Genomic DNA, 14,989 nt, shown 5'->3' on the forward strand with positions numbered 1-14,989 from the left:
CGTCGCGTCGGTACTCTGTGCGGCCCACAATCGGCGCGCGGTTCATGTGATCGGGTCAGTAGCCGAACGCCTCGGCCGTGTTCGCGGCGACGGCCGCCGCCAGGGTGTCCTCGTCGACCCCCTTGACCTCCGCCATCGCACGCAGCGTGACGGGAATGAGATACGGCGCGTTGGGCCGTCCACGGTAGGGAACCGGCGTGAGAAAGGGCGCGTCCGTTTCGACGAGGACGAGTTCGCTCGGGGCGACGGCGAGCGCGTCCCGCAAGGGCTGCGCGTTCTTGAACGTCACATTGCCCGCGAAAGACATGTAGTAGCCGGCGGCGGCGCACACCTCGGCCATTTCCGCGTCCCCGGAATAACAGTGGAAGACCGTTCGCTCCGGCGCGCCTTCCTCCGCGAGGATGCGCAGAACGTCCGCGTGCGCGTCACGGTCGTGGATCACGAGCGCTTTTCCACGGCGTTTGGCGATCTCGATATGCGCGCGGAAGGAACGCTCCTGGGCCGCGATTCCCTCGGGGCCCGTACGGAAATAGTCGAGCCCGGTCTCCCCGACGGCGAGCACCTGCGGCAGGGCGGCGAGCGCGTCGATCTCGGTGAGCGCCTCGTCGAGCGCGCCCTCGCCCCCGGCGTCCCGCGCGCCCTGGCGGGAGCGGTTGTCGGGGTCCCCGAACACGATCCGCGGAGCCTCGTTCGGGTGCAGGGCGACGGACGCGTGGACGCCCTGGTGGTCGGCGGCGGTCTGCGCGGCCCATCGCGAGCCCTTGATGTCGCATCCCACCTGGACGACGGTGGTGACCCCCACGGCCGCTGCCCTGGCCAGTGCCTCCTCGACCGTGCCCTCCTGCATGTCCAGGTGGGTGTGCGCATCGGCCACGGGGACCCTGAGCGGCTCGGGCAGCGGCGGTGGAGCTGACTTCGAACTCATGGACGCGATCTTACGAGCCCGCGTCCCGCGCCTGTCCTCGGCGATGTGCTTCCGGCGATGTGCTTCCGACAATGTGCTTTCGGCGGTCCGCCGATGGCGCCGGCCGTCATCGGCCGTCTCCGCCCGGCGGTCCGTCCGTCTGTCCGTGTCTTCGGCGCCCTGTCCGCGTCACCGGCGGACTGCCGGCCCTGGGGTCCGTGCCCCATAGGTCCAGCGTCCGTGGGTCCGGTGTCCGCGGCTCCGGCGTCCGTGGGTTCGGAGCCCAGGGGTCCTGCGTCTGCGGCTCCGGAGCCCGCCGACGTCGCCGGGGTCTACCTCCGGTGGAACGGGTGCAGCAGATCGGACAGATGCCAGTGATGCGGTTCGGCGGGTGTGTCCCGCTCCCCCTCGGACGCCGATTCCCCTTCCCCCGCTGTGACCGTGGGCGGCGGCGCCGTCTTCCGCGACGCCGGCTTCTTCTGCCGCGCGGGCCGCGACGAGCGCGCCATCAGGTCGAGCACGGAGGAGACCTGTCCCGCCCTCATGATCCGTACGACGTGCCCACCGCAATTCGCGCACGTGGGGCTCGAAAGCGGCGACGGCACCCGTACACCGCTCGCCTTGTAGACGACGTACTGCCTGCCGACCGCGTCGACGTGGTGCTCGATTTCGTACGACTGTTCCCAGCCGTGCCCGCACCGCATGCAGGCAAAGGCATATGCCTCGTGGACCTTGGCCGCGCCAGTGATCTCACTCATGCCAGCTCCTCTCCACCGACCCAGTGGACGCCCATTCCGGCGGGAGCGCATCAGCGCCTGTCGAATAATGGTGTGGTCTTTGGGATTCCCATGCCCAGGAGCCCCGGACACGGTCCGTTCTTTATATTTCCACGTTAGTCCTTTACCGTTCGCGGGGAGCTTGGGCGGCCGCGTTCTTCGCCGCGACCACCGCGTCGAAGACCTCGCGCTTGGGCACCCCGGCCTCCGCGGCGACGGCCGCGATGGCCTCCTTGCGCCGCTCCCCCGCCTCCTCGCGCACCCGCACCCGGCGCACCAGTTCGGCCGGGTCGAGATCGCCGGGCACGGCGGCGGGGGCGCCCTCGACCACGACGGTGATCTCCCCGCGTACTCCGTCGGCCGCCCAGACCGCGAGTTCGCCCAGGCCGCCGCGCTTGACCTCCTCGTACGTCTTGGTCAGCTCACGGCAGACGGCGGCCCGCCGCGCGGGACCGAAGACCTCGGCCATGGCTGTGAGGGTGTCGTCGAGCCGGTGGGGGGCCTCGAAGTAGACGAGGGTGCGGCGCTCGTTCTCGTTCTCGCGGAGGCGGGCGAGGCGCTCGCCCGCCTTGCGCGGCAGGAAGCCCTCGAAGCAGAAGCGGTCCACGGGCAGACCGGAGAGCGCGAGCGCGGTCAGGACCGCGGAGGGGCCGGGGACGGCGGTGACCCTGATGTCCTTCTCCACGGCCGCGGCGACCAGCCGGTAACCGGGGTCGGAGACCGAGGGCATCCCGGCGTCGGTGACCAGCAGCACGCGCGCGCCCCCGGTGAGCGCCTCGACGAGTTCCGGCGTACGGGCTGACTCATTGCCCTCGAAGTACGAGACGACCCGGCCGCGGGTGTGCGCCCCGAGCGCCTGGGTGAGCCGGCGCAGCCGCCGGGTGTCCTCGGCGGCGACGATGTCGGCGCTCTCCAGTTCGGCGGCGAGCCGGGGCGGGGCGTCGGCGACGTCGCCGATGGGGGTCCCGGCCAGAATCAGCAGCCCGGTCGGTGGTGCGGCGGGATGGGAGGGGTTGTCAGTGGTCACGGGCCCATCCTCCCAGGGCCCGGCGGGGGCGGCCGACGCCCTTGCCCGGCCCGTGAGGGACGGCAGTCCCGGCCCGTGCGGGACGGCATCGGAGCCGGTACGGAACGGCCATCCTGGCCGGTATCGGACTGTGTCCTGGCCGGTACCCGGCCTGTACGGGACGGAGTCCTGGCCGGGAGGCGCACCTAGCACAGTCTCGTTCCCTACGATGGCGCGGTGACCAGTACCGCTCCACAGACCCTCCCGGGCAGGGACGCCGATCAGCAGCCGCAGGGCTGGCAGCAGCGACTGCGCAGATTCGGCTATGTGCCCCGGCCCGTGATCGGGCTGCGCGAGCGCCTGGTGCCGCCCTACACCCGCCCCTCCGAACAGGTGTGGCCGGTGCTCGGGGCGCCCGCGTCGCTGGTGAACGCGGTGATGCGGCTGTCCGCGTGGGGCGGCCCGCTGCTGGTCGCGCTCTTCGCGGGGGTGCTCCGGTTCTGGAACCTGGGGTCACCGCGCGCGGTGATATTCGACGAGACGTACTACGCGAAGGACGCCTGGGCGATTGTCAACCAGGGGTACGAGGCCCAGTGGCCGAAGAAGATCGACGGGAAGATCATAAGCGACCCGTCGTCGGTCGTGATCCCGACGGACCCCGGATACGTGGTGCATCCGCCGGTCGGCAAGTGGGTCATCGGCCTCGGTGAGAAGCTGTTCGACTTCACGCCCTTCGGCTGGCGTTTCATGGTCGCTCTGCTCGGCACCCTCTCGGTGCTGATGATCTGCCGGATCGGCCGACGGCTGTTCCGCTCCACCTTCCTCGGCTGTGTGGCGGGGCTGCTGCTCGCGGTCGACGGACTGCACTTCGTGATGAGCCGCACCGCGCTGCTCGACCTGGTGCTGATGTTCTTCGTGGTGGCCGCGTTCGGCGCGCTCCTCATCGACCGCGACAGAGCCCGCGCACGGCTGGCGGCGGCGCTGCCCGTGGACGCGGACGGGGTGCTGCGGCCCGACTCCGCGATCGCGGAGACCCTGCGCCTGGGGTGGCGGCCCTGGCGGATCACAGCGGGGGTGATGCTGGGGCTGGCCGCGGCCACCAAGTGGAACGGCCTCTACATCCTGGCCGCGTTCGGTGTGCTGACGGTGCTGTGGGACGTGGGCGCGCGGCGCACGGCCGGAGCGGTGCGGCCGTACCGGGCGGTGCTGCTCAAGGACCTGCTCCCGGCGTTCGTCTCGACGGTGCCGGTCGCGCTGGCGACCTATGTCGTGTCCTGGTCGGGCTGGATCTTCACGGACAAGGGCCATCTGCGGGACTGGGCCTCGACCGGTGCGGGCAAGGAGACGAGCTGGTTCTTCATCCCGGACTGGGTGCGCAGCCTGTGGCACTACGAGGTTGGGGTCTACAAGTTCCATGTGAGCCTGACCTCCGGCCACGACTACGAGTCCAATCCCTGGAGCTGGATCGTCATGGGCCGGCCGGTCTCGTACTACTACAAGAGCCCGGCGGCGGGCACGGGCGGCTGTCCGGCGGACACCGTCGACAAGTGCGCCAGCGAGGTCCTGGCGCTCGGCACCCCGCTGCTGTGGTGGGCGGCCTGTTTCGCCATCGCCTACATCCTGTGGCGCTGGCTCTTCCGCCGCGACTGGCGCGCGGGCGCGATCGCCTGCGCGATCGCCGCGGGCTGGGTTCCCTGGTTCTTCTACCAGGAGCGCACGATCTTCGTCTTCTACGCGGTCGTGTTCGTGCCGTTCCTCTGTCTCGCGGTCGCGATGATGGTCGGCGCGATGCTCGGCCCGCCCGGCTCCGACGAACGCCGCCGGGCGATCGGCTCGGTCGGCGCGGGGGTGCTGGTCCTGCTGATCATCTGGAACTTCATCTACTTCCATCCGATCTACACGGGCACGCCGATCCCGGTGGAGGAGTGGCGCGACCGGATGTGGCTGGACACGTGGGTGTAGCGGGGCCGGTGTGCGCCCCGACGGCCGAGGCGCCCGCGCGTACCGGTGCGGCCGGGTCTCGGGCGGACGCGCTCTGGGCGCTGGCGGACGCGCTCTGGTCGCCGGCGGACGCGCTCTGGTCGCCGGCGGACGCGCTCTGTTGCCGACGTGCACCCGCTGGTCGCCGACAGTCGCACGCTGGTCGCCGGTGGACGCCCTCTGGTTGAGGGGGCGCGCGTCCGCCTAACGTCTGCGCCATGAATGGACAGTGGGCGGTCGTGGTCGGTGCGGGGCTCGGGGCGAGCGGCGCGATCGTGGGGGCGGTCACCGCGTGGGCGGGTACCCGTCTACAGGCCAGGACCCAGCTGAACCTGGCGCAGGCGCAGCAGATCGCGCAGCACGACATCGAGACGACGGCCCTCAGACGCTCGGCCCATGCCGAGCTGATCCTCAGTGTGGACACCTGCCGACGCCAGATGCGGCGGGTCCGCAGACACGTTCAGGGACTGGCGGACGGGGAGGACGGACTCGGGCCCGAACGAGCCGCCGTCCATGAGCGGATACGGGAGGCCCAGGCCGCCGAATGGGTCCTCCGTCTGATGCTCTCCGAGCCGGAGCAGCAGCAGGTCACCGATCTGATGAACGCCGTCTACACCAGCCACCAGGCGCTGATCGACGATGTCGACGAGTGGCTGGACGGGGCCGGGCCCGGTCAGACGCCGCCCGCGGCGGACACCGAACGGTACGCGCGGGCCGCCCGCGGCCTTCAGCAGGAGATGATGCGCTTCGCGGGCGCGACCCACACGCGGCTCTACGGTCCCGGCGCGGCCGTGACCGCCCTGCCGGCCCGGCAGCGGGCCTGAGAACCGACCCGACAGCCGACCCCGAGAGTTGATCGGGGCCGACCGAGGCCGCTCAAGGGCCGACCCGGTGGATTCTGGTCATTCGTCGCGGACCCGTAACGATTCCCCCCACGTGTCACTCCCGTCTCATAGAGTTTCCGGAGATCGATGCCTGTTGAACATGTTCAGGTCCGGTCGACAGGCTCCAGGGGAGGGGACCGCACATCATGCGCAGTGGAGCGAAGGTCGCCATCGTCGGCGGCGTCTTCGTCGTGGTCGCGGCCGGTGTCGGATACGGCGGCTACAACCTGTACGAGGGGATCACCGGGGGGAACGACGCCCCGAAGAAGAGAACGGGTCCGCCGACCGCCGAGGAGATCGACGAGACGTCGAAGGCGTTCCTCACGGCCTGGGCGGACGGCGACGCCTCCAAGGCGGCGCAGCTCACCAACGACGCGATGCGGTCGCAGCCGCTGCTCACCGCGTACCGCAGTGAGGCGCTGGTCTCCAAGGCCGTGATCCAGCCGGGTACGGCGGTCGGCGCGAAGGTGCCGTTCACCGTGGAGGCGACGGTGACGCACGAGGGGCGGAGCAAGCCGTGGTCGTACTCCTCCGAGCTGACCGTCACACGCGGGCAGACCACCGGAAAGGCGCTCGTGGACTGGCGGCCCGCGATCGTGCACCCGAGGCTGACGGCGAACACCTCGCTCAAGACAGCCGGTTCGTCCACCCCGCCGATCAAGGCGGTCGACCGCGCGGGCCGGACGCTGACGAAGGAGAAGTACCCCTCGCTCGGGCCCGTCCTGGACGCGCTGCGGGCGAAGTACGGCCAGGCCGCGGGAGGAAAGCCGGGGGTCGAGCTGGTCATCTCCTCCAACGACGAGAACACGCCCGACCAGCCCCTGCTCACCGTCGCCCAGGGCGAGGAGGGCACGCTGCGCACGACGCTCGACGCGGACGTGCAGGCCGCGGCCGAGGCCGCGGTCCAGCAGTACGGCCAGGCGGCGGTGGTCGCGATCAGGCCCAGCACGGGTGAGATCAGGGCGGTCGCCAACAAGCCCGCGAGCGGCTACAACACGGCGATGCTGGGCGCGCAGGCCCCCGGCTCCACGATGAAGATCGTCACGGCGGCGATGATGCTCGACCACGGCATCGTCCAGGGTCCCGGTTCGCGGGTGGAGTGCCCGTCGACCGTGACCTGGATGGGGCGCACCTTCGAGAACCTCGACAAGTTCTCCATCGCCAATGCCACGTTCGAGCAGAGCTTCGCCCGGTCCTGCAACACCTCCTTCATCAAGGCGATCAAGCCGCTCGACGAGAAGGACGTCTCCGGGACGGCGCTGGGCGCGACGGCTCAGAAGTACTTCGGCCTCGGTCTCGACTGGCAGACGGGTGTCGTCAGCGCGGACGGGAAGGTGCCGGAGTCGTCGGGCACGGAGACGGCCGCGTCGTACATCGGGCAGGGCAAGATCACGATGAACGCGCTCAACATGGCGTCCGTCAGCGCGACCGTGAAGAACGGCGCCTTCAAGCAGCCGGTGATCGTTCCGCCGTCGCTCGACAACCGTGAACTGGCCGACGCGCAGCCGCTGCCCGGCTCGATGGCGAGCACCCTGCGCGCGCTGATGCGCGCCTCGGCGACGTACGGCACCGGGCAGGCCGCCATGGCGTCGGTGAGCGGGGAGAAGGGCGCGAAGACGGGTTCCGCCGAGGTGGACGGGCAGGGCCAGAGCAACAGCTGGTTCACCGGGTACGCCGGCGATCTGGCCGCCGCGGCGGTCGTCCAGTCGGGCGGCCACGGCGGCGACGCGGCGGGCCCGGTGGTGGCGAAGGTGCTCCGCGCGCGGTGAGTTGGGGCGGGTGGTCCGTCGTCATCGGAAGCGCGGAGCGGCCCCGGTCGTCGTACGAGTACGGCCGACCGGGGAGGCATGTCAATGAGGGTGTTCTCGCGCGGGGGCTACGTGTCGGGTGTGAGTTCTCCGGGGGTCGGGCCCGGTACGAGGGTGGGGGCGCAGTGGGGGCAGGCGTGGAGGGTTGTTCCGGGGCCGCTGGTGCGGGGGATCCATCGGACGGGGATCGGTGCGGTGGTGAGCCTGTCGCAGTAACAGCAGCGGGTGGTGGGTGCGGGTGGGAGCGGTGTCGAGAAGGAGTCGGCGTTCACGGGGTGGCCTCCGCCGTGGGGATGGTGTCGGCGGGTAAGGGGGCACTCCGGAACACGTGGGGGAGGCCGGCTCCCCGGGGCGCGTAGTACAGCGCCCTGAGCCGCCGCTGTTCCCCGTGCGGTGACCGGCGGAGCTGGAAGGTGGTCTCCGACTGCCGCTGGAAGGTGGCTCGGGCCTCTTCCCGGGTCGGTCCGGTCCACGGGCGGGACCACGGGTTCACCGGTACGGGCGTGGGCTTGGGCTCGGGGTGCCCGGTGAGGTCTCGGCCGGTGTGGCGTCCGGGCCCGGGGCGGCATGTTCTCAACAGGAGTGCGAGCACCCGTGCGAGGGTGCGGGGGATACGGTCGGGCATACGTCGTTCGGCTCCGGTCGGCTGTTCGGCGGTGCCTCGCCGGGCCGGGCCTGTCCGGTCCGCCGGGGCGCTTTCGTGTGATGGGTCATCGGGTGCGCGGGCGGGGGTTGCTCACCCGTGGGCGTCCGGGGCGTCGGGGTCGGTCAAGGCCCGGAGCAGCTCCGCGAACGCGCGGTCGAGCCGCTGGTCCAGCTCGGCGTCGAGCCGGGCCCGTGCCTGTGCGGCGAACTCGGGGTCGCTCTCCAGGCGCTGAAGCTCGGACATGAGCGCCCGGCGCTGCCGTCGCGTCGTCGTCAGCAGCCACATCAGGCGGGGGAAGCGTTCCCGTAACCGGATCTCCACCGCACCCACGGCGAGCACGAGCCGTACGCAGAGGAGCGTCACAGCGGCCACCTGCCCCGCGCCCGGTTCTCCTCACGCACGCGAGCACGCAGCGACCGCAGTACGTCCGAGTCGCCGTCATCCTGATCCGGCCCGTCCCCGGAACCGGCGGGGGCCGCCCCTTCCCCGGCGGGGGCCGCGTCCGGGCACGTGGGTAACCCGCACCTGCACGGAGGCCAGTCGAGCGCCGAACGGACCGGGGGCTCGCCGTTCTCGGGGAAGTCGAGATTCACCAGCCGACCCCCTTCCGGTCCGTGGCCCGGCGGTGCGGATGCTGCCCGATGATCTCGCTGTAGTGGCGTACGTCTCCGACGCTGCCCCGGCTCTGTGCCGACGCACGCCCCCGCCCCGCAGCGGCACAGATACGGCAGCCAACCCCGGACTCGGATTCCGGAGCCGGGGTGGAGGGGGCGCGTCCGGACAATCCGGTGACCCACACGCGCACGGCGGCAATGTCATTCCGGACCGGACGGGACGGTTCCCCGTGACCGGGTAAGTCCGGGCTCGCCGATGCGCTGGCGGGTCCTGTGCGCTCCAAAGCGTCTCTCCATCCCTGATGTGGGAATAAGGAACGCTATGGGGTAGTCGAGTTGGCGCGGGGGACAAAGTGTCCCCCGCCCGGGTTACGCGGCAGCGCCTACGGATGCGGCCAATTCTCGGGCCTCGGCACGAATCGACGCCGGTGAACTCAGCGCCAAGTCAGCGGCGAGTCGACGGCCGGACGGGACGTATCGCACGGCTTCGGGCGAAGTATCGACTGCCTTCCGTAGGTAGTGCAGGGACCCCGCGTGCTCCTTCCGGGCGTACTCGGAACGGGCAGCGTCCAGAAACAGGCGGGACCGGCGCTCAACAGACGGAATGGAGTCGGGAGCCGTGTCGGAAGCCTTACGTAGTGCGGCACCCGGGGTATGGAGATCCACGCCGATCGATACAGCGTGGACGGCTACGTTACCCGTGCCGAACATGGTCCACGGGTGCGCGTAGACGGGGCTCTTCCGGGCCGTACGGTCTGCCTCGTCCCACCAACGCCATGCGTCCCCCTCGCGGCCCTCCTTGGCCGCTGTGATGGCGGCGTGGAGGCAGAGAGCCCCGAAGGTCCCTCGAAGGAGGTCCGGGCCGTTCTCAAGCCGTCCGCGTAGCGAGTCGGCTGCCTCGGTCACCAGCCGTAGCGCTTCCTCGGTGTGGCCGTTTTCGCGAAGTCCGTTGCCCACGATCCATGCGGCTGCCGCCAGCGTCACAGGGTCATCCGACTCTTCAGCGGCCATGCGGGCACGATCCACGGTCAGCCAGTACAGCTCGGGCTCCGTGGTGTGCGCGGCAAACTGCTGGGCCAGGGCGTACGCCTCCGCCATGGTGGCGTACGCCTTGCGCCGGTCGTTGCCCTCGGCACGCTTGACGGTTGCATGGCATGCAATCAGCAAGTCAGGCAGAACCGCGCCGACTTCGGTCCGCTGGTGCATGGAGGTGTGCCAAGTGACCCATGCTTGCCTCACTCGCCCGGACAACTCGTCCACAGTCCCCAGCTCGTAAGCCGAACGTCGGAAGATCGAGGAATGGATGGCTTCTCTCAGCGCGGGCACGGACGCATGGGAAACCTTGCCCCACTGGTCCACGGGGATCACGGTCTCGTCCCCTGTCAGCTCGGACACGTCGTCCACCCGGAGCACCTGAGCCATGCGGATCAGCATGGGAAGTGAACGCAGCTCCCGCTTGCCGCTTTCGATCTTCTTCAACCAGTCGCAGGAGCGGCCCACCAGACCAGCCAGGACGGGGCGACTCATCCCCCGACGCTCCCGAGTGATGCGGATGCGTTCGCCGGTCGTCAGTTCTTCGGAGAGGTTCGTCATGGTCGCTCCCTGACAAGTGGTGGCAGTCCCAACGAGCGTACGCCCGTCTACTTGTTCCGGGACAGCGGAGAAGCCCCACCACCCGAACCCGGTCCGGCTTCTGGCGGGGGCCGTTCCCGCGCGCGGGCGGGGGTGTGTCCGGTTGCGGGCGGGGCAGGGTTGGCGGGGCAGTCGCAGCCCGCCCCGCACGGCCGGCACCGGTCCGTACCGGCCCAGACCGGCCGCCCAGGCACCCCGCAAACCTGCCGAATCCCGCTCGCATGCCCGGTACAGCTACCGATACCGTGCCGGACCATGAGCACTCACGACACCGAAGCCCACCCCCGTTTCGCCACCGCCCTGCGCGAGCTGGGGCTTGATGTGCCGGTACGCCGTTTCCCCGACGCCACCCGGACCGCCGCCGAGGCCGCCGCGGCGATCGGCTGCGATGTCAGCGAGATCGTCAAGTCGCTGATCTTCGCGGCGGACGGGGAGCCGGTGCTGGTGCTCATGGACGGCTCCTCGCGGGTGGACGTCGAGCTGGTGCGGCGGGAGCTGGGCGCGTCGTCCGTCAAGCGCGCCGACGCCGATCTCGTACGCGAGACGACCGGTTACGCGATCGGCGGCGTACCGCCCTTCGGGCACGCCACGAAGACCCGTGTGCTGGCCGACCGGGCGCTGCTCGACCACGCCGTGGTGTGGGCGGCGGCCGGCACCCCGCACACCGTCTTCCCGCTCGACCCCTCGTCGCTGATCGCCCATGCCGGCGGCACCTTGGTGGATGTGCGCGAGCGCGAGAAGTGACCCCGCTCGCCGCCGCGGCCGTCCTGCTGGCCGCGGTCATCCACGCCGGCTGGAACGCGATCGCCCACACCATCAGGGACCGGCTGTCCGCGTTCACCCTGATCGCGGGCGGCGGGGCCGTGATCGGCGTCGTGCTCGCCTGCTTCTCGCCGGTGCCCGAGGCCGGGGCGTGGCCGTATCTGATCGCCTCCGCGCTGATCCACATCGGCTACCAGTGGCTGCTGATGACGTCGTTCAGTCTCGGCGACTTCGGCCAGATGTATCCGATCGCCCGCGGTACGGCTCCGCTCGTCGTGACCGTCGTCGCGGCCCTGTTCATCGGCGAGGACCTGGACGGCCCGCAACTGGCGGGCGTGATCGTGGGCTCGGCCGGCCTGGTGGGCCTGGCGCTCTGGGGCATCAGGGGCTCCGGGACCCGGCCCCGGTGGTCCGCTCTGGCCGCCTCGGTGGCGACCGGTCTGTCGATCGCCGCGTACACGGTCGTGGACGGCGTCGGCGTACGGGCGTCGGAGTCGGCGGTCGGCTATCTCGCCTGGCTGATGATCCTCGAGGGCGGTCTCATCCCGATGTACGCCCTCCTCCGCCTGCGCGGCGAACTGCTCCCCCGGCTCCGCCCGTACGCGGTACGCGGCCTGTCCGGCGCGGCGCTCTCCGTCGTCGCGTACGGACTGGTGCTGTGGGCCCAGACACGCGCGCCGCTCGCTCCTGTCGCGGCGCTGCGCGAGTCCTCGATCATCGTCGGCGCGGCGATCGGCGCGCTTTTCTTCAAGGAGCGCTTCGGTGCTCCGAGGATCGCGGCGGCGGGCCTGATGGTGGTGGGAATCGGGCTGATGCTGCGCGCGAGCTGACCCGGCGTCATGGACGATCCCGCCGGTGAGGGGGGTGTGGTGCCGCCGTGACCTGCGGCGGCGGGAAAGTGGTACTGGAACGTTCCGGTGCCACCCATACGGTATGCACCTACACTCTTCAACTATCCTTCGAAATGGCGGGAGTTGCTGCATGGGGCACGAGGAGCGCGCGGTGGACCGGATCGACACGGGGCGCGCGCACGCGGCGCGTGTCTACGACTACATCCTCGGCGGGAAGGACCACTACCCCGTCGACGTGCAGGCGGGTGACGCCATGATCGCGGACTGGCCCTCGATGCCGGTGAGCATGCGTCAGAACCGGCTGTTCATGAACCGCGTGGCCCGGTACCTCGCGCGGGAGGCCGGGATCCGCCAGTTCCTCGACATCGGCACCGGGCTGCCGACCTCGCCCAATCTGCACGAGGTCGTCCAGCAGGAACGCCCGGACGCCGCCGTCGTGTACGTCGACAACGACCCCATCGTCCTCGCCCACGCCGAAGCACTGCTCACCAGCTCGCCCGAAGGCCGAACCGCCTACGTGGACGCCGACATGCGCGACCCGGACTCCATCCTCGAATCCGACGCGTTCAAGGAACTCCTGGACCTGCGGGAGCCCGTGGCGCTCACGATCATCGCCGTGCTCCAGTTCGTCGCCCCACCCCACGACCACGCGCTGGTACGAGCGCTGCTGGACCGGCTCCCGTCCGGAAGCTATCTCGCGGTGTCGACGGTGACCAGCGACTTCTCGACCGAGGCGGTCGACAAGGTGGCGAATCAGTACCGGAGCAGGGGCATCAATGTGGTCTCCCGCGACCGTGAGCAGGTCGGGGCGTTCTTCGACGGCCTGGAGCTGATCGAGCCGGGGGTGACGCAGGTGCATCGCTGGCGGCCCACGGAGGCACAGGCCGCCGTCGACAACAGCCAGGTCGGCATGTACGGAGCCGTGGCCCGCAAGCCCTGACCGGCAAACCCTGACCAGCAAGCCCTCACCGACGGCCGTAACTCCCTGAGAGCTGAGCCCTGACCGGTACGGGACCGGCCGGGGCTCACTCGTCAGCGGTCTCAGCCTTCGGCCGGGGCCCCCGCCGCCCCCTCCGCCTCGTCGAGGATCCCCCTGAACGCGGTGTTGACCGCGAGCAGCCCGCCGTCCACGCGGAGGGTCGTGCCCGTGATCCAGGCGGCGTCGCGGGAGGCGAGGAAGGCGACGGCCGCGGCGATGTCGTCGGGTTCGCCGACGCGGCCCAGCGGGTAGACGCGGCGGCCGAGCGCGTCGAGGGCCGCGTCCCGGCCCGCCCAGCCCGGAGTGCGGACAGTGCCCGGATTGACCTGGTTGACGCGGACGCCTCGGGGGGCCGCGTCGCCCGCGAGCGTACGGGTGAGGGAGGCCAGGCCCGCCTTGGCCGCGCTGTAGGCGTGATTGCCGAAGTCCGCCTCACCGTTGACGGAGCCGATGTTGACGATCGCGCCCCGGCCGCCCGACGCCGCCAGGTGCGGAAGGGCCGCCCGTGCGCAGCGGAACGCGCCGGTGAGGGTGATGTCGAGGTCGCGGCGCCAGGCGTCGTCCGGCTGTTCCTCGAAGAGGGGGGTGTCGGGCGAGCAGGAGAAGGCGTTGTTGACCAGGACGTCGAGGCTGCCGAAGCGTTCGACGGCGTACGCGACGGCCTCCTCCGCCTGCGTACGGTCGGCGACGTCGCAGAGGGCGAAGTCCGCGCCGGGGATGGTCTCGGCGGTGCGCTCCGCGGCCTCCGCGTCGATGTCCGTGATCAGGACGCGCGCGCCTTCCGCCGCCAGCCGGCGTGCGATGGCCTCGCCGATGCCACGGGCCGCGCCGGTGATCAGTACGCCGTATCCGTCGAAACGATTCAGTCCGGTGGTCATAGCGCCGAGCGTACGGCCCTGATCAGCGCCTGGGCACGCGGGTCCGCGGTAACTCCCTTGCGCAGCCCGTTGGTCACATAGCCGAGCGCGATCCCGGACTCGGGGTCCGCGAAGCCGAGGGAGCCGCCGCGGCCGGGGTGGCCGAAGGAACCGGGGCCCAGCAGGGGCGCGGCCGGGCCGTGCAGCATGAAGCCCAGGCTGAAGCGGGTGGGCACGACGAGAACGCGGTCGGGACCGGCCGACTCCTCGGTACGGGCCAGGGTGAGCGTCGCCGGGGCGAACAGCCTGGGCCCGCCGTCGACTTCGCCGATCGTGGCGGCGTAGAAGCGGGCGAGTGCGCGGGCGGTGGAGACACCGCCGGAGGCGGGCAGTTCGGCAGCGCGGTAGGCGGGATCGTTCTCGTCGGGCAGCGGGGTGATCGCCCCGAACGCCCGGCGGGTGAGGGAGTCCGGGTTCCGGTACGCCTCCGAGACGGCCTGCTTGGGGCGTAGCCGGAGGCCGCCGCCGTCGACCGCCGGGGGCTCGTCCACGGGGCCGATCCGGCCGGCCCGGTGGGCTTCCTCGTCCGGCAGTCCGATCCAGAAGTCCAGGCCGAGCGGGCGGGCGATCTCCTCGGCGACCCAGCGGCCGATGGTGCGGCCGGTGACCCGGCGTACGAGTTCGGCGGTCAGCCAGCTGTAGGTCTGCGCGTGGTAGCCGTGGGTGGTGCCCGGCTCCCACTCGGGGTGCTGCGCCGCCAGGGCGGCGGGTCCGCTGACGTCGTCGATGGCCTCGGCGGGGGTGAGGGGGGTGTCGAGGACGGGCAGTCCGGCGCGGTGCGAGAGCAGGTGGCGTACGAGGACACGCTCCTTGCCCGCCGCCTTGAACTCGGGCCAGTACGTGGCGACCGGGGCGTCCAGGTCGATCTGACCGCGCTGGTGGAGCAGCAGGAGCACGGCCGCGGCGACGCCCTTGGTGGCGGAACGGACGATCTGCGCGGTGTCGACGGCCCAGGGCGCGCCGCTGGTGACGGGGCCGGGCGGGACCGGACCGGGTGCGGCGGGGCCCTGTGCGACCGGGCCGGGTGCGGCCGGACCGTGTGCGACCGGGCCGTGTGCGACGGGACCGCCGTCCACATCGCGGGTGCCCGCCCACAGGTCGACGACCTTGCGGCCGTCGCGGTAGACGGCGACGGCCGCGCCCCGGTCGCCGCGCTGGGTGAAGTTGCGTACGAAGGCGTCCCGGACCGGCTCGAAGCCCTCCGCGACCGTGCCCCGCACATCCACCGGG

At 71.2% G+C, this 14,989-nt stretch carries 14 protein-coding genes; 6 read left to right on the forward strand and 8 right to left on the reverse strand.

The features are described from left to right. Positions 1-55 precede the first annotated feature (55 nt). The 3 genes from ACWEFL_RS29420 to rsmI form a co-directional block, all read right to left on the reverse strand. The gene (locus tag ACWEFL_RS29420) at positions 56-925 is read right to left on the reverse strand and encodes a TatD family hydrolase (RefSeq protein WP_451718162.1); all 870 of its coding nucleotides are present in this window, start codon (positions 923-925) and stop codon (positions 56-58) included. A 311-nt stretch (positions 926-1,236) separates the two neighbouring features. Next, positions 1,237-1,662 carry a hypothetical protein gene (locus ACWEFL_RS29425; protein WP_451718165.1) on the reverse strand — a complete coding sequence of 142 codons (426 nt, stop codon included), beginning with the start codon at positions 1,660-1,662 and terminating at the stop codon, positions 1,237-1,239. Positions 1,663-1,804: 142 nt separating this feature from the next. After that, positions 1,805-2,707 (reverse strand): 16S rRNA (cytidine(1402)-2'-O)-methyltransferase, encoded by a 903-nt coding sequence (gene rsmI / locus ACWEFL_RS29430; RefSeq protein ID WP_451718168.1) that lies wholly within the window; start codon positions 2,705-2,707, stop codon positions 1,805-1,807. A 216-nt stretch (positions 2,708-2,923) separates the two neighbouring features. Here rsmI and ACWEFL_RS29435 point away from each other — a divergent pair, with 216 nt between their 5' ends. The 3 genes from ACWEFL_RS29435 to ACWEFL_RS29445 all read left to right on the forward strand — a co-directional run bounded on the left by ACWEFL_RS29435 (position 2,924) and on the right by ACWEFL_RS29445 (position 7,319). Next, positions 2,924-4,648, forward strand: a complete 1,725-nt coding sequence (locus ACWEFL_RS29435) for a dolichyl-phosphate-mannose--protein mannosyltransferase (protein WP_451718170.1) — start codon at positions 2,924-2,926, stop codon at positions 4,646-4,648. Positions 4,649-4,884: 236 nt separating this feature from the next. Beyond that, the gene (locus ACWEFL_RS29440; protein ID WP_451718173.1) at positions 4,885-5,490 is read left to right on the forward strand and encodes a hypothetical protein; all 606 of its coding nucleotides are present in this window, start codon (positions 4,885-4,887) and stop codon (positions 5,488-5,490) included. A gap of 206 nt (positions 5,491-5,696) precedes the next feature. After that, complete coding sequence (locus ACWEFL_RS29445) at positions 5,697-7,319, forward strand: penicillin-binding transpeptidase domain-containing protein (RefSeq protein WP_451718176.1); 1,623 nt, start codon at positions 5,697-5,699, stop codon at positions 7,317-7,319. Positions 7,320-7,626: 307 nt separating this feature from the next. Here ACWEFL_RS29445 and ACWEFL_RS29450 read toward each other — a convergent pair whose 3' ends face one another. From ACWEFL_RS29450 to ACWEFL_RS29460, 3 genes are all read right to left on the reverse strand, one after another. Beyond that, positions 7,627-7,983 carry a hypothetical protein gene (locus ACWEFL_RS29450; protein ID WP_451718178.1) on the reverse strand — a complete coding sequence of 119 codons (357 nt, stop codon included), beginning with the start codon at positions 7,981-7,983 and terminating at the stop codon, positions 7,627-7,629. A gap of 111 nt (positions 7,984-8,094) precedes the next feature. Then, complete coding sequence (locus ACWEFL_RS29455) at positions 8,095-8,367, reverse strand: hypothetical protein (RefSeq protein WP_451718181.1); 273 nt, start codon at positions 8,365-8,367, stop codon at positions 8,095-8,097. A 620-nt stretch (positions 8,368-8,987) separates the two neighbouring features. Then, positions 8,988-10,211 carry a helix-turn-helix domain-containing protein gene (locus ACWEFL_RS29460; protein WP_451718184.1) on the reverse strand — a complete coding sequence of 408 codons (1,224 nt, stop codon included), beginning with the start codon at positions 10,209-10,211 and terminating at the stop codon, positions 8,988-8,990. Positions 10,212-10,505: 294 nt separating this feature from the next. On the opposite strand from ACWEFL_RS29460, the gene ACWEFL_RS29465 reads away from it, so the two are divergent. From ACWEFL_RS29465 to ACWEFL_RS29475, 3 genes are all read left to right on the forward strand, one after another. Beyond that, positions 10,506-10,994, forward strand: a complete 489-nt coding sequence (locus ACWEFL_RS29465; RefSeq protein WP_451718187.1) for a YbaK/EbsC family protein — start codon at positions 10,506-10,508, stop codon at positions 10,992-10,994. After that, positions 10,991-11,842: an EamA family transporter gene (locus tag ACWEFL_RS29470; protein WP_451718190.1), complete on the forward strand. Its 852-nt coding sequence runs from the start codon at positions 10,991-10,993 to the stop codon at positions 11,840-11,842. Before ACWEFL_RS29465 ends, ACWEFL_RS29470 begins: the two co-directional genes overlap by 4 nt. Positions 11,843-11,993: 151 nt before the next feature. Beyond that, positions 11,994-12,803, forward strand: a complete 810-nt coding sequence (locus tag ACWEFL_RS29475) for an SAM-dependent methyltransferase (protein ID WP_451718192.1) — start codon at positions 11,994-11,996, stop codon at positions 12,801-12,803. 101 nt (positions 12,804-12,904) lie between these two features. Here the strand turns inward: ACWEFL_RS29475 and ACWEFL_RS29480 are convergent, their stop codons facing one another. Both ACWEFL_RS29480 and ACWEFL_RS29485 read right to left on the reverse strand, forming a co-directional pair. Next, entirely contained in the window at positions 12,905-13,720 is an 816-nt protein-coding gene (locus ACWEFL_RS29480; RefSeq protein WP_451718195.1) for an SDR family NAD(P)-dependent oxidoreductase, read from the reverse strand. Further along, positions 13,717-14,985 carry a serine hydrolase domain-containing protein gene (locus tag ACWEFL_RS29485; protein WP_451718262.1) on the reverse strand — a complete coding sequence of 423 codons (1,269 nt, stop codon included), beginning with the start codon at positions 14,983-14,985 and terminating at the stop codon, positions 13,717-13,719. The genes ACWEFL_RS29480 and ACWEFL_RS29485 overlap by 4 nt, the downstream gene beginning before the upstream one ends. Between the last annotated feature and the right edge of the window lie 4 nt (positions 14,986-14,989).

The organism is Streptomyces sp. NPDC004838, assembly GCF_053600955.1.

Coding starts and splice junctions, on each gene's coding strand:
- ACWEFL_RS29420 (WP_451718162.1), bottom strand. CDS start 925: ATGAGTTCGAAGTCAGCTCCACCGCCGCTGCCCGAGCCGCTCAGGGTC.
- ACWEFL_RS29425 (WP_451718165.1), bottom strand. CDS start 1,662: ATGAGTGAGATCACTGGCGCGGCCAAGGTCCACGAGGCATATGCCTTT.
- ACWEFL_RS29440 (WP_451718173.1), top strand. CDS start 4,885: ATGAATGGACAGTGGGCGGTCGTGGTCGGTGCGGGGCTCGGGGCGAGC.
- ACWEFL_RS29445 (WP_451718176.1), top strand. CDS start 5,697: ATGCGCAGTGGAGCGAAGGTCGCCATCGTCGGCGGCGTCTTCGTCGTG.
- ACWEFL_RS29450 (WP_451718178.1), bottom strand. CDS start 7,983: ATGCCCGACCGTATCCCCCGCACCCTCGCACGGGTGCTCGCACTCCTG.
- ACWEFL_RS29460 (WP_451718184.1), bottom strand. CDS start 10,211: ATGACGAACCTCTCCGAAGAACTGACGACCGGCGAACGCATCCGCATC.
- ACWEFL_RS29465 (WP_451718187.1), top strand. CDS start 10,506: ATGAGCACTCACGACACCGAAGCCCACCCCCGTTTCGCCACCGCCCTG.
- ACWEFL_RS29475 (WP_451718192.1), top strand. CDS start 11,994: ATGGGGCACGAGGAGCGCGCGGTGGACCGGATCGACACGGGGCGCGCG.
- ACWEFL_RS29480 (WP_451718195.1), bottom strand. CDS start 13,720: ATGACCACCGGACTGAATCGTTTCGACGGATACGGCGTACTGATCACC.